The sequence below is a fragment of the Paenibacillus sp. J31P190 genome (assembly GCF_059692075.1).
Window position 1 is genome coordinate 355,624 of record NZ_JCAUAS010000002.1, and the last position, 17,244, is coordinate 372,867.

General features: G+C 48.8%; 8 protein-coding genes. All 8 read right to left on the minus strand.

Translation table 11 applies throughout. The annotated features are described in order from the left end of the window. Positions 1-21: 21 nt before the first annotated feature. From AC58U0_RS05185 to AC58U0_RS05220, 8 genes are read right to left on the minus strand one after another with little or no spacing between them, the layout of a single operon-like run. Positions 22-3,108: a glycosyl hydrolase gene (locus AC58U0_RS05185; protein WP_497377956.1), complete on the minus strand. Its 3,087-nt coding sequence runs from the start codon at positions 3,106-3,108 to the stop codon at positions 22-24. A 26-nt stretch (positions 3,109-3,134) separates the two neighbouring features. Then, positions 3,135-5,174, minus strand: coding sequence for a beta-galactosidase (locus AC58U0_RS05190; protein ID WP_497377957.1), 2,040 nt, complete (start codon positions 5,172-5,174; stop codon positions 3,135-3,137). After that, on the minus strand, positions 5,171-8,323 hold the full coding sequence (gene lacZ, locus AC58U0_RS05195) for a beta-galactosidase, LacZ type (RefSeq protein WP_497377958.1): 3,153 nt from the start codon (positions 8,321-8,323) through the stop codon (positions 5,171-5,173). The genes AC58U0_RS05190 and lacZ overlap by 4 nt, the downstream gene beginning before the upstream one ends. A gap of 24 nt (positions 8,324-8,347) precedes the next feature. Beyond that, entirely contained in the window at positions 8,348-10,426 is a 2,079-nt protein-coding gene (locus AC58U0_RS05200) for a hypothetical protein (RefSeq protein WP_497377959.1), read from the minus strand. Continuing rightward, positions 10,381-13,458 (minus strand): glycosyl hydrolase 2 galactose-binding domain-containing protein, encoded by a 3,078-nt coding sequence (locus AC58U0_RS05205; RefSeq protein ID WP_497377960.1) that lies wholly within the window; start codon positions 13,456-13,458, stop codon positions 10,381-10,383. Before AC58U0_RS05205 ends, AC58U0_RS05200 begins: the two co-directional genes overlap by 46 nt. A gap of 43 nt (positions 13,459-13,501) precedes the next feature. Further along, complete coding sequence (locus AC58U0_RS05210; protein WP_497377961.1) at positions 13,502-15,157, minus strand: hypothetical protein; 1,656 nt, start codon at positions 15,155-15,157, stop codon at positions 13,502-13,504. Positions 15,158-15,160: 3 nt separating this feature from the next. Beyond that, positions 15,161-16,009 (minus strand): sugar phosphate isomerase/epimerase family protein, encoded by an 849-nt coding sequence (locus tag AC58U0_RS05215; RefSeq protein WP_497377962.1) that lies wholly within the window; start codon positions 16,007-16,009, stop codon positions 15,161-15,163. Between the two features lie 2 nt (positions 16,010-16,011). Next, entirely contained in the window at positions 16,012-17,103 is a 1,092-nt protein-coding gene (locus AC58U0_RS05220) for a Gfo/Idh/MocA family protein (protein ID WP_497377963.1), read from the minus strand. Between the last annotated feature and the right edge of the window lie 141 nt (positions 17,104-17,244).

The window sequence follows — 17,244 nt, forward strand, 5'->3', positions numbered from 1 at the left end:
CATTTCTGTCTCTTCATTCAATCAGATACGGTAGAGCTTGATTTGGTCAAACAAACCGTATGAGCGCAGCTTATAATCCGGCGTGTACGCGTCGCCTTCTTTGCGGAAAGATGCCCAATTGGTCGTCGACGTATCACCAGCCGTATGATGAAAAGGGCCGAGCATGTTGCGAGGACTTCCCATAACTTCGATTTCAATCTGGTTAGCTCCATCGTTAAGATGCTCCGTCAAGTCGAGTTGGTTCGCAGCCCGCCAAGGCACGTGCCCCGCCGTTCTGCCGTTTACCCGCACTTCAACCGTTACCGCGGAATACTCACCGAACCCAAGCACCATCCGGTTCTTCGCATTGTTCTCCACGATAACGTCGAAATGGTAGATCATGCTGCCGCAGTAATGGAAATAACCTTGCAAGCACCAGTCTCCGAACTTCAGTGTTTCAGGCTCCGCCACAACCGCCCTGTCGGCATCGACCCCGAAATCGCCGATCAGGTAAATATCCTCTACTTCCATGCGGTTATGGTACTTGCAAGATAAAAGCAGCTCATTCGCACCTTCTCTTAGTCCGTGGAGAAGCACCTTATCAAACGTTCGATCGAGAAACCAACCTGCAGGTAGGTTCGAAATCATTTCGCCATTAAGCTGAATGTCGTAATATTCCGCGGACTCCACGATGAGATAAACGTCATCCGCTGGCATGACCGATACTTGAAATGTGAATCTGAACACTGCTGACGTACCGTTCTCCGGATGCGGCTCGTCAATCCATTTATACCTTTGCTCAAGCCCGTTGTAATAAACCTGTCTCATGCCTAAGGTGTCCCGAATGGCTCTTTGGGCTTGCCATACACCGGTTTCTTCCGACCAATCGCCATCCTCTAATCGGTATGAGCAGGTGTCCAAAGTCAATACGTTAGGCGTCGTGCGTGTGAATCGGCAATCTGGACCAAGCTCCACAACCGTCACAGAAGACTCATCCGCACTACTCCTGCCTAGTACGGGGTGGCTTTCTACCGATTTATTTGCATTCATTATATATAGCTTGGAATCTGCAGGACCGAACACGTCCTCGAAATGAACGTACCCTTCACGGATGACGATCTCCACGTCCTTCGCTTCTCCTGTCAGCGCATTCCATTCTTCCACGCTGCCGGTGCCCTCCATGGTTATGCTAATCCGATGCGTACCCTGTCGATCGTTATTCACGACAAACAAAACGCGACAATCGCCTATTTCTCTCAGCATATACAACATCTCGTGCGCTTCAATCGATTGCGTGTTCGTTAAGCTGACTCGCCGAGGCTGTATGCGTTCCAGAGCTAAGACCGCATCTTCGATGTTCATGACGACGGTCATGTTCGCGTGTTCGTAAAGTTCTGATAGCAGGCCCGTCGGTCTACCCTCGATCATCGTCGGACGCGATCCTACGGCAATCACTTTTCCCCCTGCCTCCAAAAAGTCTGACAGCAGCCGAAAGGTGCTGCTCAACATCGTCTGGATTGCCGGAATGACAACGATAGGATATTCCACCAGATTCACGGCCAGGTTCCCCCCGCGTATTTCCCCCGTTTCCGCCATGATGATCTCATCGCCGAGATCGAAATCGTAATGCGCCCTGAGCAGTTTGCCTAGAAACGCATTGAATTCATGACCAAACGTATTGGTTGCGGAGACATCCCTATCCTTTCCTCGAGCTGGGAAGCCGTACGGTCCCGTACCGACCATGCTCCAAGCGGTGGAAGAAGGATGAAGGACGAGCACATCGCGGATTGGTCTGCCTTCCGTCAATACCGACGACAATCTGGCAAAATAATCTTCCATCACATGATTGTATTTCCACCAGCTCGTGTTGTAGTTAAACACGGGGGGATAGTCTCTCTTCCGACAGCCTTTGAGCGAATAAAGCGCCAAATGCTGTGACCTCAAATTAACACCTAGCACATATTGAAAATCTCCCACCCACTTTTGTCCCTCGAAGGTGAACGCCCAGCCGGTGCATCCATATGTTTCGGAGAGAACGAACTTTCTACCGTATTGGTTCGCTACACTTGTGCATTGCTTGACCGTGATGTATTCGTTCGTCTGCTCGGTTAACATATCGATACCCGGAACCTGCTGATACCGGTAGTTAGGCATAACAGCTCCACATACGCGGGTGGCCGTGCCCATATTATTTTCCCAGAGATAATGACCAGTGAAGTCGATACCGTTGATCTCGCACCATTCACCTAGCTGCTTGGAATACGACTCGCTGAATCTTTCGGTGAGCGTCCACCAGTAATCATGACGGGCTTGGGAGGAATACTCTCCATTAAAATACATGTAGGGTATGACATCCAAGAGATCGTAGCCCCGTCTTTCTTGGAAAAAGTCAGGAAATGACCAACTCCACGGAAGCCAACCACGACCTGCAGTAAACTTGCAGTGACTGTCGTGCACGCTAGGTTCATCTGTGAATACGCCACGGATAGTTTTCCCGAAATGGTCCCCAACCTCTTTCTTGTAGGCTTCATAGGTGATATCAATAAACGCCTGTACCGTCTCCGGATTCAAATTATCAGGCGGCGATTCGTTATTGAACCACGCACTTCGCTCGGAAATTTCTACGCGGAAGACCAATAGGACTTCATCTTCATTCAACGCGATAAATTGGCCATCATGCAGTCTCTCGCAGCGTACCAAGTTTCTATCGTCGATGACGGCCTTAAACAGCGCCACGCTATCTGTCAAATCGTCCGAACCGATCTGATTGTATACCTCCATCGTCAAACCTTTGGCGCGGAATGCGTCCCCGCCTCTGTCTTGCACAAGTCCTCCAGCGAAGCCGGATGGCCAGCGGTCCTCGTCGTACAGCCATACATGCATGCCGAGCTCTTCAGCGGTTTCCACCGTCTTCCGGGTGTATGCCATCCACTCGCGTCCCATGTAAACGGTTTCCAATCCATCTCGAGAATGGATGAAAAATCCGCCCATTCCCTGTTCCTTCATTTGGTTCACTTGACGGACCAGCTCTTCTTCTTCTAGACGATCGTTCCATGCCCAGAACGGCACCGACCTGTATTCGACCGATGGATGGTCGAATTTTTCACGTAAATATTCACTTATTTCCATCGGCATTCGCCTCCATCTAAACATATTTACGCCTGCAGGATCATGATACTCTTTGGTTCGAGCTCGATATCACCACTGACGCTTAGATCGCACAGCAGCTCCTTCTGCTCGTTCTTCCCTATATTCATTTTTTGAATTTGATCGCTATGGTTCATCACAAAAGTATACCGAACCCCGTCTTTTTCACGCTGCGTAACCTCAACTCCCGGCGGTGCGTCGTACAATTGGGAAATCCCTTTGCGCTCGCATAAAGCCTTTATCCATTGCTGCATAAATTCCCGACTTGGATCCGTGGCTGCATACCAAGCCTCACCTTTTCCGAAGCGATGATAGGTCAAGGACGGTGATCCCTGGTAAAAATCACTGCCGAATTCTGCGAGCGCTTCCGCTCCCTCTAGATGAACAATTTCGCAAACTAAACTGCATTCATACGATCCTTGAAGTTGTCCAAGCTCCTGCTTCATAACCATAAGGTTTCTTTGATCCGGAAAAAGAGCGTCGATCTCCTCCACCCAAATGCCCAGAAGCTTACGCAGCTCACCCGGATAACCACCCGGTGTAACCACATCATTTTCATTCGCTATCCCGCTATAAAATGAAGTTACGAACGTCCCGCCATCCGCCACAAATCGCTCCAGCTTTTGAGCGTAACCAGGTTTAACCATATACAAAAGCGGAGCCAGAACCAGATCGTATTGACTTAAGTCCGTGTTGACATGTATCAAATCGACTTGGATATGATTCTCGTAAAACGCGTCATAATATTTCTGGATTTGATCCAAATACTTGATATAGGTTGATGGACCGCCCCCTAGCTCAACAGCCCACCAATTGTCCCAATCAAATAGGATGCCGATTCTGCTCTTCATACGCGAGTCCAACAGACGATCACCCAACTGCTGCAATTCCTTGCCGAGCTCTGCACATTCCCTAAAGACTCGGGTGTTCTCGTGACCCGCGTGATCAATGACGGCACCATGGAATTTCTCATAAGCGCCAAGGGAACGGCGCAGTTGAAAGAACATCACCGACTCCGCCCCGCGGGCTACTGCCTGATAGCTGCGGAGCCGCATGACGTCAGGTCTTTTGACAGGATTCACCGTTTTCCAGTTAATCACACTCGGACTTTGCTCCATTAGCATAAAGGGAGCACCGTCTTTCAAGCCGCGCATGAGATCGTATCTAAGCGCCATGTAGCTTTCCGGCGTATGGTTCTCGGTATAAATGTCGAGCGCCGCAATATCCAAGTGGGGCGCCCATTTGAAATAATCAAGTGGCTTGTAAGTCCCATTTCCTTGGAAGTTGGTCGTGACGATTGCATCGGGTATTTCCTCTTTAATTGCGTTGTATTCAATGAGATAACAATCCAGCCAGCTGTCAGAGTTAAATCGATAATAATCGAGAGTGATGCCTTGAAAAGCGGTTTGATCGGAATTCCCTCCTGACAATCCTTCGCTTAACGCGCTGGGAAGTACAATTTCATCCCAATCGTAAAACGTATGACCCCAGAAACGGGTATACCATGCCTGGTTCAGCTGCTCCAGCGTCCCGTACCTCATCTTTAACCAATCGCGAAACGCCTTCTCGCAATTGTCGCAGTAGCAGCGAATTCCAATTTCATTGTTTACATGCCACAGAAGCAGAGCCGGGTGGTTCTTGTACCGCTGTGCCAGCTTCCGCGCCATGAGTCCGGCGTAATGACGGAAGGTCGGACTGTTCGGACAAGAGTTGTGTCTTCTACCGTATTTTCTTCTTTTTCCATCGGAGGTCATAGTCAGAATGTCCGGATATTTCTTCGCCATCCAAGCCGGATGCGCAGCCGTACTCGTACCCATGCATACTTGGACTCCGTTTTTATGCAGCTTACTCATCACTTCATCCAGCCAATCGAATCTATAAGTCTCCTCATCCGGCTGATTCAAGGACCATGAAAAGACATTGAGTGTGGCAATGTCGATTCCGGCCAATTGAAACAGCCGCATATCTTCATCCCATATTTCCTTTGGAAACTGTTCAGGGTTATAATCACCGCCAAATAAAAATTTTGGAAACTTGCGGCTGATCATAGGTTCACCTCCTGTTTCGATATCGGTACGGATTGCTCACGTTCTTCCCTTCTATAAGGCTCCGGTTGTCGTTTGCTCAAATTCATCGGAGAACGATCTCTTGTGGAAAAAGGCTTCAGCCGTAATGAGAACATAGTGTCCGCAGGATGAAGTAAATACCCATCGAGCGGGGGAGCTTCTCCACAGCTATGATTGCCGAGCGGTGCTTGGCGATAATCCATATTCACAATGGTTTCGTTCAGACGGATTAAATCAAAGGTATGCTTTGCTTTGGTCAAATTGTCGGTGGAATAATGACTCACGCTGACATCCAGCTTCGGCATTCCACCAATGAACAGACCAGTTCCCAGAGCGTTCGTTACTGCCGCCCAACGCACATCCGCTTTATTACCGTTTTCCTGCGGCTTAATATATGGGACGAATTGATCTTGTACTGATCCGCTGTACACGCCGAGCCGCCCACTTTCTTTCCGATCGATATAACACTCGTGCGGGCCGAGGCCGAACCACGAAAATTGATCGAATCCGTCAGGCATAGTCATTTGTAATCCCAACCGCGGCAGCGGGGGAAGTCCTTCGCGTGGTATGACGCGGGTCTCGATGATGACATCACCAGATCCGTAGATGGTATAGGTCATCCATGTTGTAAAACAGTTTCCCAGACCAGCCGCGCCAAGCGTCGACTTTACCGTAATTTGCGCAGCGTGCTTTTGAAATTGAATCGACATATCGTGCATGCGATGAGTCAGTGCATCGAATCCAGCCTTCTTCCACTCTTTTGATTGACGTGAGTCGTTATCGATCGTTGCCCGCCAGATTTGAACTTTCGGACCGGCGATTAAAAGCGGTATGCCGTTATATTCAAGTCCGGATAGTTCACCGCGAGTTTTGCTCCATTCAAAGGTGAAATCGTTCCCTTTTATCCGAAGGAACCTATCCGTTTCGGAAGATTGCAAGCTAGGCATCAATTCCAATTTGATGGACGGAACGGCCTGATGTGTGGCTGGAATCGGCAGATCGGCCCAAGCAATTTCATGCCCTTGCGGCGCCCAACGAGAAGCTTCACGCAAAGTAAATCGGATATGGAGCCAAAACTCGCCGCTTGATTGCCCGAATTTCTTTTTCCAAGGGATAAAGACGGTAGCCTCTCCTCTGGCGGGCACATCAAGTTCAGGCAGTTCACCCTGTTCCACAATTACTCCATCGCACAGAATGGACCAAGACCCGACAATATGTTCAAGGGAAATAAAGTCATATCGATTTTGGATTTTCACAATTCCGGCCCGTACATCGACCGGCTCTACTTTTACTGGTTCGATCACTTTTTTAAACTCAATGATCGAAGCCTTGATTTTCCTGTCAGGGAATAACAATCCGTCTATACAAAAATGTCCGCTGTTCGGATGATCATTGAAATCACCGCCATAAGCGTACCATTCTTCACCCGAATCGAGCTTTTGCCGGATTCCGAGATCCGCCCACTCCCAGATTAGGCCGCCTAGCAATCGCGGATATTTGTAAATGGCATCCCAGTATTCCTTCAAATTGCCGACGGAATTCCCCATGGCATGAGCGAATTCGCACATCAGGAAAGGTCTGGGATCTGATTTCTCCCCCTCTTCGATCAAAGCTTCCAAGGAGGGATACATGCAGCTGACAATATCGACCATCGGAGCATCCTTGGCACGTTCATAATGAATGGGGCGCGTGGGATCGGCCTGACGTACCCATTCAGCCATGGCGTCATGGTTGGGACCGTAGCCCGATTCGTTTCCGAGCGACCAAATGATGATGGAAGGATGATTTTTATCCCTTTCAACCATCCGTATGGCGCGGTCAAGGAACGGCTTTTTCCACTGAGGATCCTCGGCCAAATGGCTTTCGTTGTCGATAAAATGACAGCCGTGAGTTTCTAGATCCGCTTCGTCGATCACATACAACCCGTAACGATCACACAGATCAAGCCAACGCGTATCGTTCGGATAATGGGAAGAACGAACGGCATTCATATTGTATTGTTTCATCAAGCGTATATCTTCGATCATGGATTCGTAGGGAATGGCAAACCCGAAATCTGGATGGAATTCGTTGCGGTTGACCCCTTTCAAAATCACCGTCTTGCCGTTGATGAAGAGTTGACCGTCACGGATGGCGATGTCACGAAATCCTATAGCCACACTCCCCGCCTCCAGCAAATTCCCCTGATCATCCTCCAGCATGAACAAGAGAGTGTATAAATTCGGCTCCTCAGCCGACCATTTACGCGGAGCTGAGACCGCGATTACCAAATCAAGCACGTTCTCTTCGTTCGCTCTCATCAGAAGGGAAGAAATGACGGTTTCTTCGTTAACGTATTGTCGAGCTTCATCCAAAAGCGATATCCGTAATGTATGTTGACCGGAATCTAAGTCCGCATAATTTTTCAAGTTAAGCCGAAGACCGATCACGGCATCTTCATGATTTTCACAGAAGCTAGTTTGTATCGCAATATCACGGATATGGACATGAGGGGTTGCTTTGACATAGACATCCCTGAAGATGCCGCTCAACCGCCACTTGTCCTGATCCTCCAAATAACTGCCGTCGCTCCACTTATATACCTGCACAGCAACTATATTTTCTCCCGGATGCAGCAGCGAGGTGACCCGAAATTCCGAAGGCATGTGACTACCCTGTCCATACCCAGCGAATTGTCCGTTCACCCACACATGAAAGGCCGAGTCGACCCCTTCGAAGACAAGAAATACTTGCCGATCATCCCACGAATCGGGAATGATAAAACTTCTACGGTAACACCCAACCGGATTATCATTCGGCACATGCGGCGGGTCGATCGGAAAAGGATAGTAGCTGCTGGAGTAATGCGGACGGCCATATCCATGCATCTGCCAATTGCCAGGCACAGGTATCGTATTCCAGTCATCAGACGAGAAATACGAATCGTAAAAACGTTCAGGAGCCTGGGATGGGCTCTCTGCATAATAAAATTTCCAATTGCCGTTCAATGATTGAAAATAAGGCGACACAGCCCGTTCGTTATCGAGCGCTGTCTCCATATCGCCGTAGGGAATAAATCCGGCATGCGGCGGCTCCATATTCCGCCCAAGAATCTCTAGATTTTCCCAATCCGGAATAGCTCTATCGTTCACGTGATTGTCCCCCAATCTTTATTATCATTCAACAACATCTCGGAATCGTAAGGCATTATGCAGAACAAGCGCAGTCACCCAGGATGGATTCCATTTGTTACTATGTCCCCGGTGATGCCAATGCGTTTGGAAAAAGCCTTCTCCCTGTTCGCCAACCACGGTGAAATTCCATTCTCCTGGTTTCGTACATATTCCCTGCCCCATGGCATCGAAAACCATTCGTCCGAATTGCTCGTATTGCATTTTGCCGGTTAACCGACCGAAATGCCAAAATTCGAAGGTCGGAAAAAACACGTCAAGATGATGATTTTGCACACTTACTCCCGGCCATCCAGTGGCTGTAAACCCCGCGTTCCTGAACTGTGACCCCCGATCAAACACGGGGTTCCACATATAAACGTAAGTAAGAATCCAATCCCCTGAAATTTCGGCCCATTCACAGTAGCGCTCATTTTTTGTTAAGACATACAATTCATAAGCGGCCAGGAAGAAGTACATGCCAGCTTCCTTATCCTCGCAGTTCGCATCGAGTGTTGAGCGTGCAAATGGCCGTTCGAATGTCAGGGCGTGTTGCTCATAATAACGCTGCATCATCGTTTCGGCAGCATTCAAATACCGCTTTTCACCTGTAACCCGATAAGCCTTCACAACTGCAATCAGGCAAGGCAATCCGGCCGCTGTAATCCTATCTTCTGCCGAACTGCCATCCAGCAGCCAAGCTGCCGGAAAAATGCCTGACGGTAGGGCACCGGCAAGAAAGAAATCAGCCGATTCGTGCAGCGCCTCCACCCAGTAAGCAGGAACTTCCCTGCCCATTTCTCGGAACAAAAGAATGATTTCCGCCAAATCGGCAATGGTTTCCCCGAGAGCACGGCTGGAAACGACAGCCTGCTTATTCCAGTTGAAGTCATCCCATTGCCCTTCCGTGAGCCGATACGCGCCATGTCTGATACCGGCAACATCGGCTCGGCTTTCGCGCAAATAAAAGTCTACGGCCTGTTCGCAATGGGAGATCCGTTCTTCCAGGCCTTGGATAAACCCTAACTTGGCGTCGCACCATGCCAGCTTCAAACATTGTCCCGTCCATCCGTACATATAGTGCAGCGGACGTTTAGAGATGTTGCCGAACTCATTCGAATCGGAAAATTTCACATATCCGGCGGCACCATGTTCGTCAGTCCTCCATCTATCGTCCAGAGCGTTCTTCTTCAGCTGGATCATCTCTTCGAGTGAGTGCGGCTTTGCCCCTATCGGCGCAAACAGCTCCAAGCCTTTGCGAACAATTTCGCGAAAGCCCTGCCCGTGATGAGCAGCAGCTCCCCAATCCAGAGCGTACTGTTTGGTTAATGACAACCCAGGTGTGAAGTCCAAATAACCGCCGTGATAAGGCCCTGTTTTGTTTTTACCCACATAATACAAATCCTTCTCGCCATTAAACATCAAGACTCCGCTCATCGCTGCCAGCATAGTCCGGTCTTCCTCTTGAATTGCTCCAAGTGAGCCGTAGTGCACGACTCCATCCGACGTTTCCATGTACGCAGGTACCGAAAACAAGGAGAAGAAGCGGGCTTCGGCAGCTTCCGTCCACTCCACATTCACGCAAGGGATCGGCAACCGGTGTTCTTCGCAAATAAATCCTTTGTCAGGCCCTAGTCCAAGACGAGGGACTACCCGGCTCGGATCAGCGGAAGGATTGTTGTTATAGATCATGTGGGGAATCGTAACTATTTCCTTACTCCACCTTGGCAGTACGAATAGGAATCCCGCAGCGACTTCATGCAGCGTTCGATCCGTCCGATTTTCCCAAGTCGCGTTTATTTTCAATACATGATGCTCGTCGAAGGCTAGCTCCATCGTGAAGGTTAACGCTTCCATTTTCCCGCGAATTCGGATCAAATCCGGCTCGGAGGTGATTTGTACATCCTCTAACCGCACAAATTCTGAACGCCATGGTCTTCCGAAGGAACAAATGAACATCTCATCCAAATGTCCCGCGAAATGAGGGGACTGCTCGCCATCGTTTCGCAGAATGAGCTGTGCTCCATTACTTGTGTCCGCTATTTCTGCCCGCTTTTGCTTGTCTCGGCTAACAATGGCGTACAATTATCATCCCCTCCTCTCTCGTTCAATAAGGAAATCAAGAATCGATCTAGCGTTGGGTTGAATCCCACTCTACCCGACAACGGTAAGCATACGAAGAAGATTTGGCCTTTTCCGAGCGTTTTCTTTCCCACTACAGGGAGCTTTTGTTTACCACATGGTTCAACCTGAGTGTCGTAGGCGAACACAATCGGTTCGATCCCTTCTCCTTGCAGGTAACAATTGGTTATCCCATCTATCCTATCGTTCGTCAAATGATAAAAATAGGAGAAATCGTCCGCTTTCATCCACTGCAAGTGCTGGTCATTTTTTTGAACGGCTAATGTGTACATCCCACGTAATTTGACCGTTCTGACCGTCGTATTTTCGATATCCCAAGAGTCACTGCCTGGACCACGTAGAATCAAAACGGCTGTGGCTCCACTCTGGACCCTCTCGAGGATGGATGGCCGATGGCGATCAAAGACTTCTTTCGAAGAAACGACAAGCGAGCTCTCTTTATGCGTATCTCCGTTATAAGTTTTGCCTTCTATGTGCAGTAAGGAGCATAGCAGCTCCGATTCCGCATCTAGAAAAGCGATCTTCTGCGATTTCGGATGTCTCATTTTTGCAAATGCCTCGAAAGAAAATCTTTCCTTATTTATCAATTTTCCGTTTTCATCCAGCAAGCAAGCATCCATGTACAAGTTCTGTCTATCTGATATCGATGGAACCGAAAAGCTGATCGTACCTGCATATCTGGACATCGCCTTAGGCACAGGGCCTGTCATTTCATAATTGCCGTAATCCCGGTTATCATCACGAAGCGTAACGACGACACGGCACCGGTCATAATCCTTCGCTGTATCGTTCAATAGCCACGCTTCTATTTCCAGCGTTTCTCCTTCATACACCTTCCACCTGTCGCACCTTAAATGGATACGTACCGGCTCTAGACATTCCTTATACGTGAAGTACGCTGGTTTCGGAATCCGATCAACACCAACGAGAGCTTTCATCCAGCCGGCAGGCCATGCGTCAATCAGCAGGTGAATGGCGGTGGAAACCACCAAATCGGCCCTTCTGCGCCATGCGTCTGTCATCAGCTTCGTCCCCAAACATTGATGCTTCTGACTCGCCTCGACCCACTCTTGAATCGTATACTGCTCCGCGTACCAATCTCGATGCAGACCGTAGGTTTGGGCTCCATTGATTTTGTTTGGCAGCCAATGCTCATTCTCAGAGGATGGAAGCCATTCTTTCGGATAACGATTCATCATCAACTGGACATTATCCAAACCTTCCGTGCCATACTCGCCGCACCCCGCCTTCCATCCCGTCCTAATCGAGGGAAGAAAACCTTTGTACATTTTACCTACAGAGATCGTATTGTTCGTATACCACATGTTATAACAATGAAAATCGGGCAGTCCTTCATGGGTAGGAGGATTGTAATCCCCATCCGCGTTTTTGACTACACGATCAGGATTTTCAATGAAAATCGCCTGTCTGGCGGCAACGAAAAAGGCTTCCAATTCGTTCCGGTGCAAGTGACGGTGGCCTTTTCGCCTCTTTTCCGTACGTGAAGGTTCATTAATCAGCGATACCATAATCGAAGACGGGTGACTGCGGATCAGTCTCTCCATCTCAGCCGCCTGCCGGACTCCCTCGACAAATTGGTTGCGGCGGATAAATCCGAACGTTGGAAGATCGCATTGATGCATCATGCCGAGCATATCGAAATAGTCATATATTTCTTCCTGAACAGGACGCTGTGTGATGCGGTAAAAGTTCAAATGAGCAAGTTTCGCGATCAGAATATCGTCCATTAACTGCTCGTAATCGTTGTTCATAACACATTGCTGCAAGTGCCCCATTTCATTGGCGCCTCTTAATATAATCAGTTGGTTATTAAGATACAGCGTTCCTTTGGGTGTGTCCTTTTCGTCCATATGAAATTTCCGCATGCCAAAGGTGCGGTCTTGGATATCCACACATTCTGTACTGTTCTTTATTTGAGTGCGAGCTATGTACAAAAAAGGAGTTTCCGGTTCCCACATCCGAAAAGATGGGAAATCTACCTTGTAGCGGTAATAATTGAGACCTGGACCGGCGTAAGCCGCTTGAAACGAGATGGGCCGGATCCCTTGACCGGTGAAGTTTTTCGGCAGGATTTCAAGAAACAATTCGAAGTTTTCCTTCAGCTTATTCGTCGTATTCATCACATCAATCCATACTTCCACGAAGCCGTCATCGATGTTCGGCCGAACAAAAATGTCCTGAATAAACAACGACGACCGCTCTTCCAAATAGACTGCATTGTAAATGCCTGCACCTGGCGGACAGTGGCTCCAGCCGCTAGCTGAATCGTCCCATCCCGGGCCAGTAGCTGCATACATTTTATCCCCGTCCAGCTTCGTGCCGCCTACCCCCATCATCGGATAATCGTTAACCACTTCAACGACCAATGTGTTGAGGTCCTGCAGCACGTCAGTCACATCGAATTCAAAAGGAGCAAAGAACCCCTCATGGCTGCCAATACACTTGCGATTGAGATATACGGTCGCTTTATAGTCAACCCCTTTAAATACGAGGTAAACTCTCTTCCCTTCGGGAACGGGAGCATAAGGAAACTCGCTGCGGTAAAACCCCGTCCATTTACCGTTTTCTCCTGTCGGTCCGCGGAAATCAGGAACCATCACCGATTCCCAATCCCCTGCTCCCTCCAGCACATTCGTAAAGTTGGCGTCCACAGACGTTTGATAGCGAAATTGAAACTCCTTACATGCTTGTCGGTTGCGGCGCATGGTGGAGGAGGGAGCCAAATTTCTCATAAATGGGCGATACTTCTCGCGCAGCAGCTCCAACTCTTCATGGAAAATTGCGATTTGTTCCTCGTAGGTGTGATGAGATACGTTCGTCGCTTTTTCCGATCCCGGAGTGAAATATTTTTTTTCATAAGCCACGGGAGGAATCTCCCGCAATTCGTCTTTATTTCCGGGATGTTCGCGAAAGGCAATCTCCGCAAACGGATCCTGATGTTTGTTTTGCTCCAAACTTATCTCCCCCTATTCCGAAACCTTAACGCTTGGATTCGTTTCATACAGCTGCGATCTCAAAATCGAGTGTATACCCGTCCCTGTCCTTTGGGTACATCCTCACTTCTGTCGTGCCAAAGCGCTGCATCCAGCAGCGTTCCTCCCCCAAAAAGGGTTCGACGATTTCTTTCACTCGTTCATCCAAAAAATCGTTCGTGACGATCCACTTTCCGAAGCCCATTTTTCCACTGTTCCTTAGCTTTTCCGGACAATTAGGAGGCAGCAGCCATTCTGCGATCACGACGACTCCCCCATCTTCTGCCCTTTTGATAACAGCAAACAATGTTTCGGCGGAAAGGGAGGAGCCTCCAACCATAATCAATTTCGGTCGTCCCAGCTGTTCTACGCTGACTTTATCGTCAAATGCAAGGACATTTCTAACCGGATAAAATAACGGATGCACCCTTCTTCCGTTGCTTGAAACATACCCTTGTTCTAACGGGAATTGTTCGTATGCTACGTCTCTTTTCAATTCGTGTCTTGGAAAATCGTAGCCTGGGATATGCATGCAGCTGCCATGAGCTGGTATCGTTCCTCGGCTGAGCAAATGCCAGATGTGAAACACGCTTTGGGAACCGCTCGAATTAGCAAGTGTCCTATTGCCAAACAACCTTTCATTCTGACCGTAATTACCGTCATCCGAATGAATGATTGCGATATCCGGATTCGCCTGCGAATGGTGCCAGGTCAACGGATGCTCAGGGGTAAATTTACGGACGAACTCTTTCCATACTTCGCCGAATTCGGTTGTTTCAAATCCAGTTTGACGATGTTTCATCAAAACATCGATATTTTCCACGAACAAATGGGATGGTCCCATCAAGTAGCCCATTTTCAAAGCAGATTCAAATTCCTGCGGAGAGTGACCGGGAAATCCTTGAAAACGGGTGAACCACCTTCCTGTATCCGGACCCCACAAATCGGCGCAAATCCATAGCGCTCTGTCATATTGTTTGGCCGCTCCCAATGCGGTAGATAGCTGCAAAGATTGAAACGATTCCTTCATAATCTTGGGGCAGATGTCCATTCCCGCTCTGGCAAATGTGTGGAACATGGTAGGAAACACATGCTCCGCAATCAAAGGCATGGAACTGCGGGGTGATCCGACTTGCTCCAAGACGCTATGTACATGCTGGACATGGGACATAACCGACCGTTCAACCTTGGTGCGCGACTCTTCCAAATTCATACCATCGGTGCAACCCCAATGTGGAAACCACCCGTCATGCCGATACTGTCCGGCGTTTATTTGCAGATGCTCCGGTTCATCATACAGCAGTCCGATGCACCGACCTGAGCGTGCTGCTTGCATAATCGTCTCATCGGGCACGTCATACCGGTTCGTTCCTTCCGTCCATGGCCCATTAATGTTTCCATATTCGTTGCCGAGACAAATGTCTAATCCCGCTTCCGCGATATCTGCCAAGAGCTCTGAATACCCTTTCATTTCTGGAATCACATGATGAACATAAAAGTCCGCTTCCAACTCGCGCAAAACGTGTAGAAATTCATCAGGCTCAGGCTTTCGGTCTTGAGACGGGCAAATACTTCCCGTTCCCGTCCGCATAATAAGCTCTGAAGCTTCCCCTGCCCACGGATCTTGCCATGCAACAACAGGACCCTGTATACCCAATCTCGGTTTATGCGTCATAGACATTCTTCACGTCCTAACTGCGCTTTCAAAGGATTTTCGGATCAAATCCAAACATTCCTCTACTTCTTCCGGCTTTGCATGCTCCAGAATCAACGGGACACCCGGTAATTGACTGGCGAGCAGCGCTGCATACACGCTCCAATCCGCTTGTCCCGCTCCTACCCTAGGCGTTGTAAATACTCCATCACGGTAAAGTGCGTCTTTGGCATGCGCAATCGGAGAATGTGGAGCAATGCAGTCGAATATGTTTGCCATTGCTTCTTCTTGTCGGCTTAAATCTTCTTGCGTCAAATAGTTGAAAGGATCCATAATGAGCGCCAACCCTTCGGTTCCAAGCTGTTCCATCAGACGGACACCCAGTTCCGGAGTCGCTAGCACATTAAGTGCAAATCCTTCGATCAACAACATGGCATCGTTCTTAACTGCCCGGTTCCGCAAACGATCAATGATTTTCAGCAGCTCATCCCATGCTTCAGGCGTCCGGTTTCCTTCAAAATCACGCCAAGCGTTAGTAGGGTGAAGGCTTCCCGTTTCCGTCGCGATATACCGTGTGCCGTAAGCCGAACATAGGTCGATCATCTTTTCGAGCTGTTTCAACTTGTCTTCCCGCTTCTGAAGGTTAGGATTCAGCAAATTGGTGTAACCCGATAAACCTACGACGGAAATCCCCTTGTTTTCGAAGATGGTACGGATTTTTTCAGCACGTATCAGTGAAAACGGCTCATCGTCCATGACCTGCATAGCTTGCTTCGGGTCGATCTGCACATAAGCTAACCCGTGTTTACTTGCATCCTCGGCGATTGCTTCCGCGCTCCAGCCTAGATATATGTAACTCATGAATCCGAGTCTGTTCATGATTAATCGCTTCCTTTCAACACGTCCGTTCTTTCCACTACGCATCCTTCTTGACTGGAAATGACCATTGCAGTCGTCATAGCGATAGTCTGCAAGTTATCTTCCGGAGTAACCGGCGGACGCTCGCCTTCCTCCATGGCAGTCATGAATGCGATCATAGATCCTGCGAAAGCGTCAGGGAACCAAGTTCCTTTTAGCTTGATCTCATGAACGACGTTTTTGTGTTTGTTGAGCGCCATATAGAGCGTATCCTGCGTACACCAGAGGCTTCCTTCCGTACCGTCAACCCACCAGGTGTTGCTATGGGAACGGCTTGCTTTGGCAATATTGTTAAAATGAAGCGAAGCCATGAGCGAGTTTCGTCCGCCTTTAGGACCAAACTCGACGTTTGCCGAATAGATCAGCGGGTCAACCGCGTTTTGCTGCTTCAGCTGAGCTGTCGTGCAGTGTACCCGGGACCACTCTTCTTCGGGATTTGGATTAAAATATCGGCACAAATCCACATAGTGGACGCCGTGATCGACAATATTGAAATTTTTCATTTTCGTCCACCACCAGCCGGCTTGGTCTTGGAAGGAACGCATATCATGGTGAATGCTGTATACCTCACCGATGAGATCCTGCTCAAGAACCATCTTCAGCGCTCTATGAGCAGGCGCCCAGCGAGCCTGTTGGTTCACGCCAAGCACGATTCCCAGCCGTTTCGCCTCTTGATTAAGCACCTGAGCATGCTCCAAATCCAACGCTAACGGTTTTTGGCATAAAACAGGCCGAGGCGACTTGCCGATCTGTTTCAGCACTTCCCGTCTCGGTTCAGGATGGATCGCTAAATCGATAATCCCAACTTCATCATTTTGCAATAGTTCATTAACATCGGTCGTCCAATAGGGAATATCAAATTTTTCCGCTGTAGCGCGAGCCGCTTCCTCGTTGACGTCGCAGACAGCCGCAATATGCAATCCATACTTACGATAGGCGGGTAAATGCGCCGTATTCGCGATGCTCCCGCAGCCGATCAAGCCGATTCCGTATTTCTTCAAGTCCGGTATATGTTGCTTTCTCGGCAAATAATCCTCTGGTCTAATAAATTCCATGGTATCACCTCTTAATTACTACATTACATCACTACGAAAAAACATTTATAGGCTGTTCATGCTTTTTTTAGGGATCATTCGACCACAATGATTGGATAGTTTTGATGGTGTGATATGTGCCTATGGATACTGAGTTCAGGA

What these genes read in the sequence shown, in the direction of transcription:
- AC58U0_RS05215 (WP_497377962.1), bottom strand. Translation starts at nt 16,009, where the DNA reads ATGAACAGACTCGGATTCATGAGTTACATATATCTAGGCTGGAGCGCG.
- AC58U0_RS05190 (WP_497377957.1), bottom strand. Translation starts at nt 5,174, where the DNA reads ATGATCAGCCGCAAGTTTCCAAAATTTTTATTTGGCGGTGATTATAAC.
- AC58U0_RS05210 (WP_497377961.1), bottom strand. Translation starts at nt 15,157, where the DNA reads ATGTCTATGACGCATAAACCGAGATTGGGTATACAGGGTCCTGTTGTT.
- AC58U0_RS05185 (WP_497377956.1), bottom strand. Translation starts at nt 3,108, where the DNA reads ATGGAAATAAGTGAATATTTACGTGAAAAATTCGACCATCCATCGGTC.
- AC58U0_RS05220 (WP_497377963.1), bottom strand. Translation starts at nt 17,103, where the DNA reads ATGGAATTTATTAGACCAGAGGATTATTTGCCGAGAAAGCAACATATA.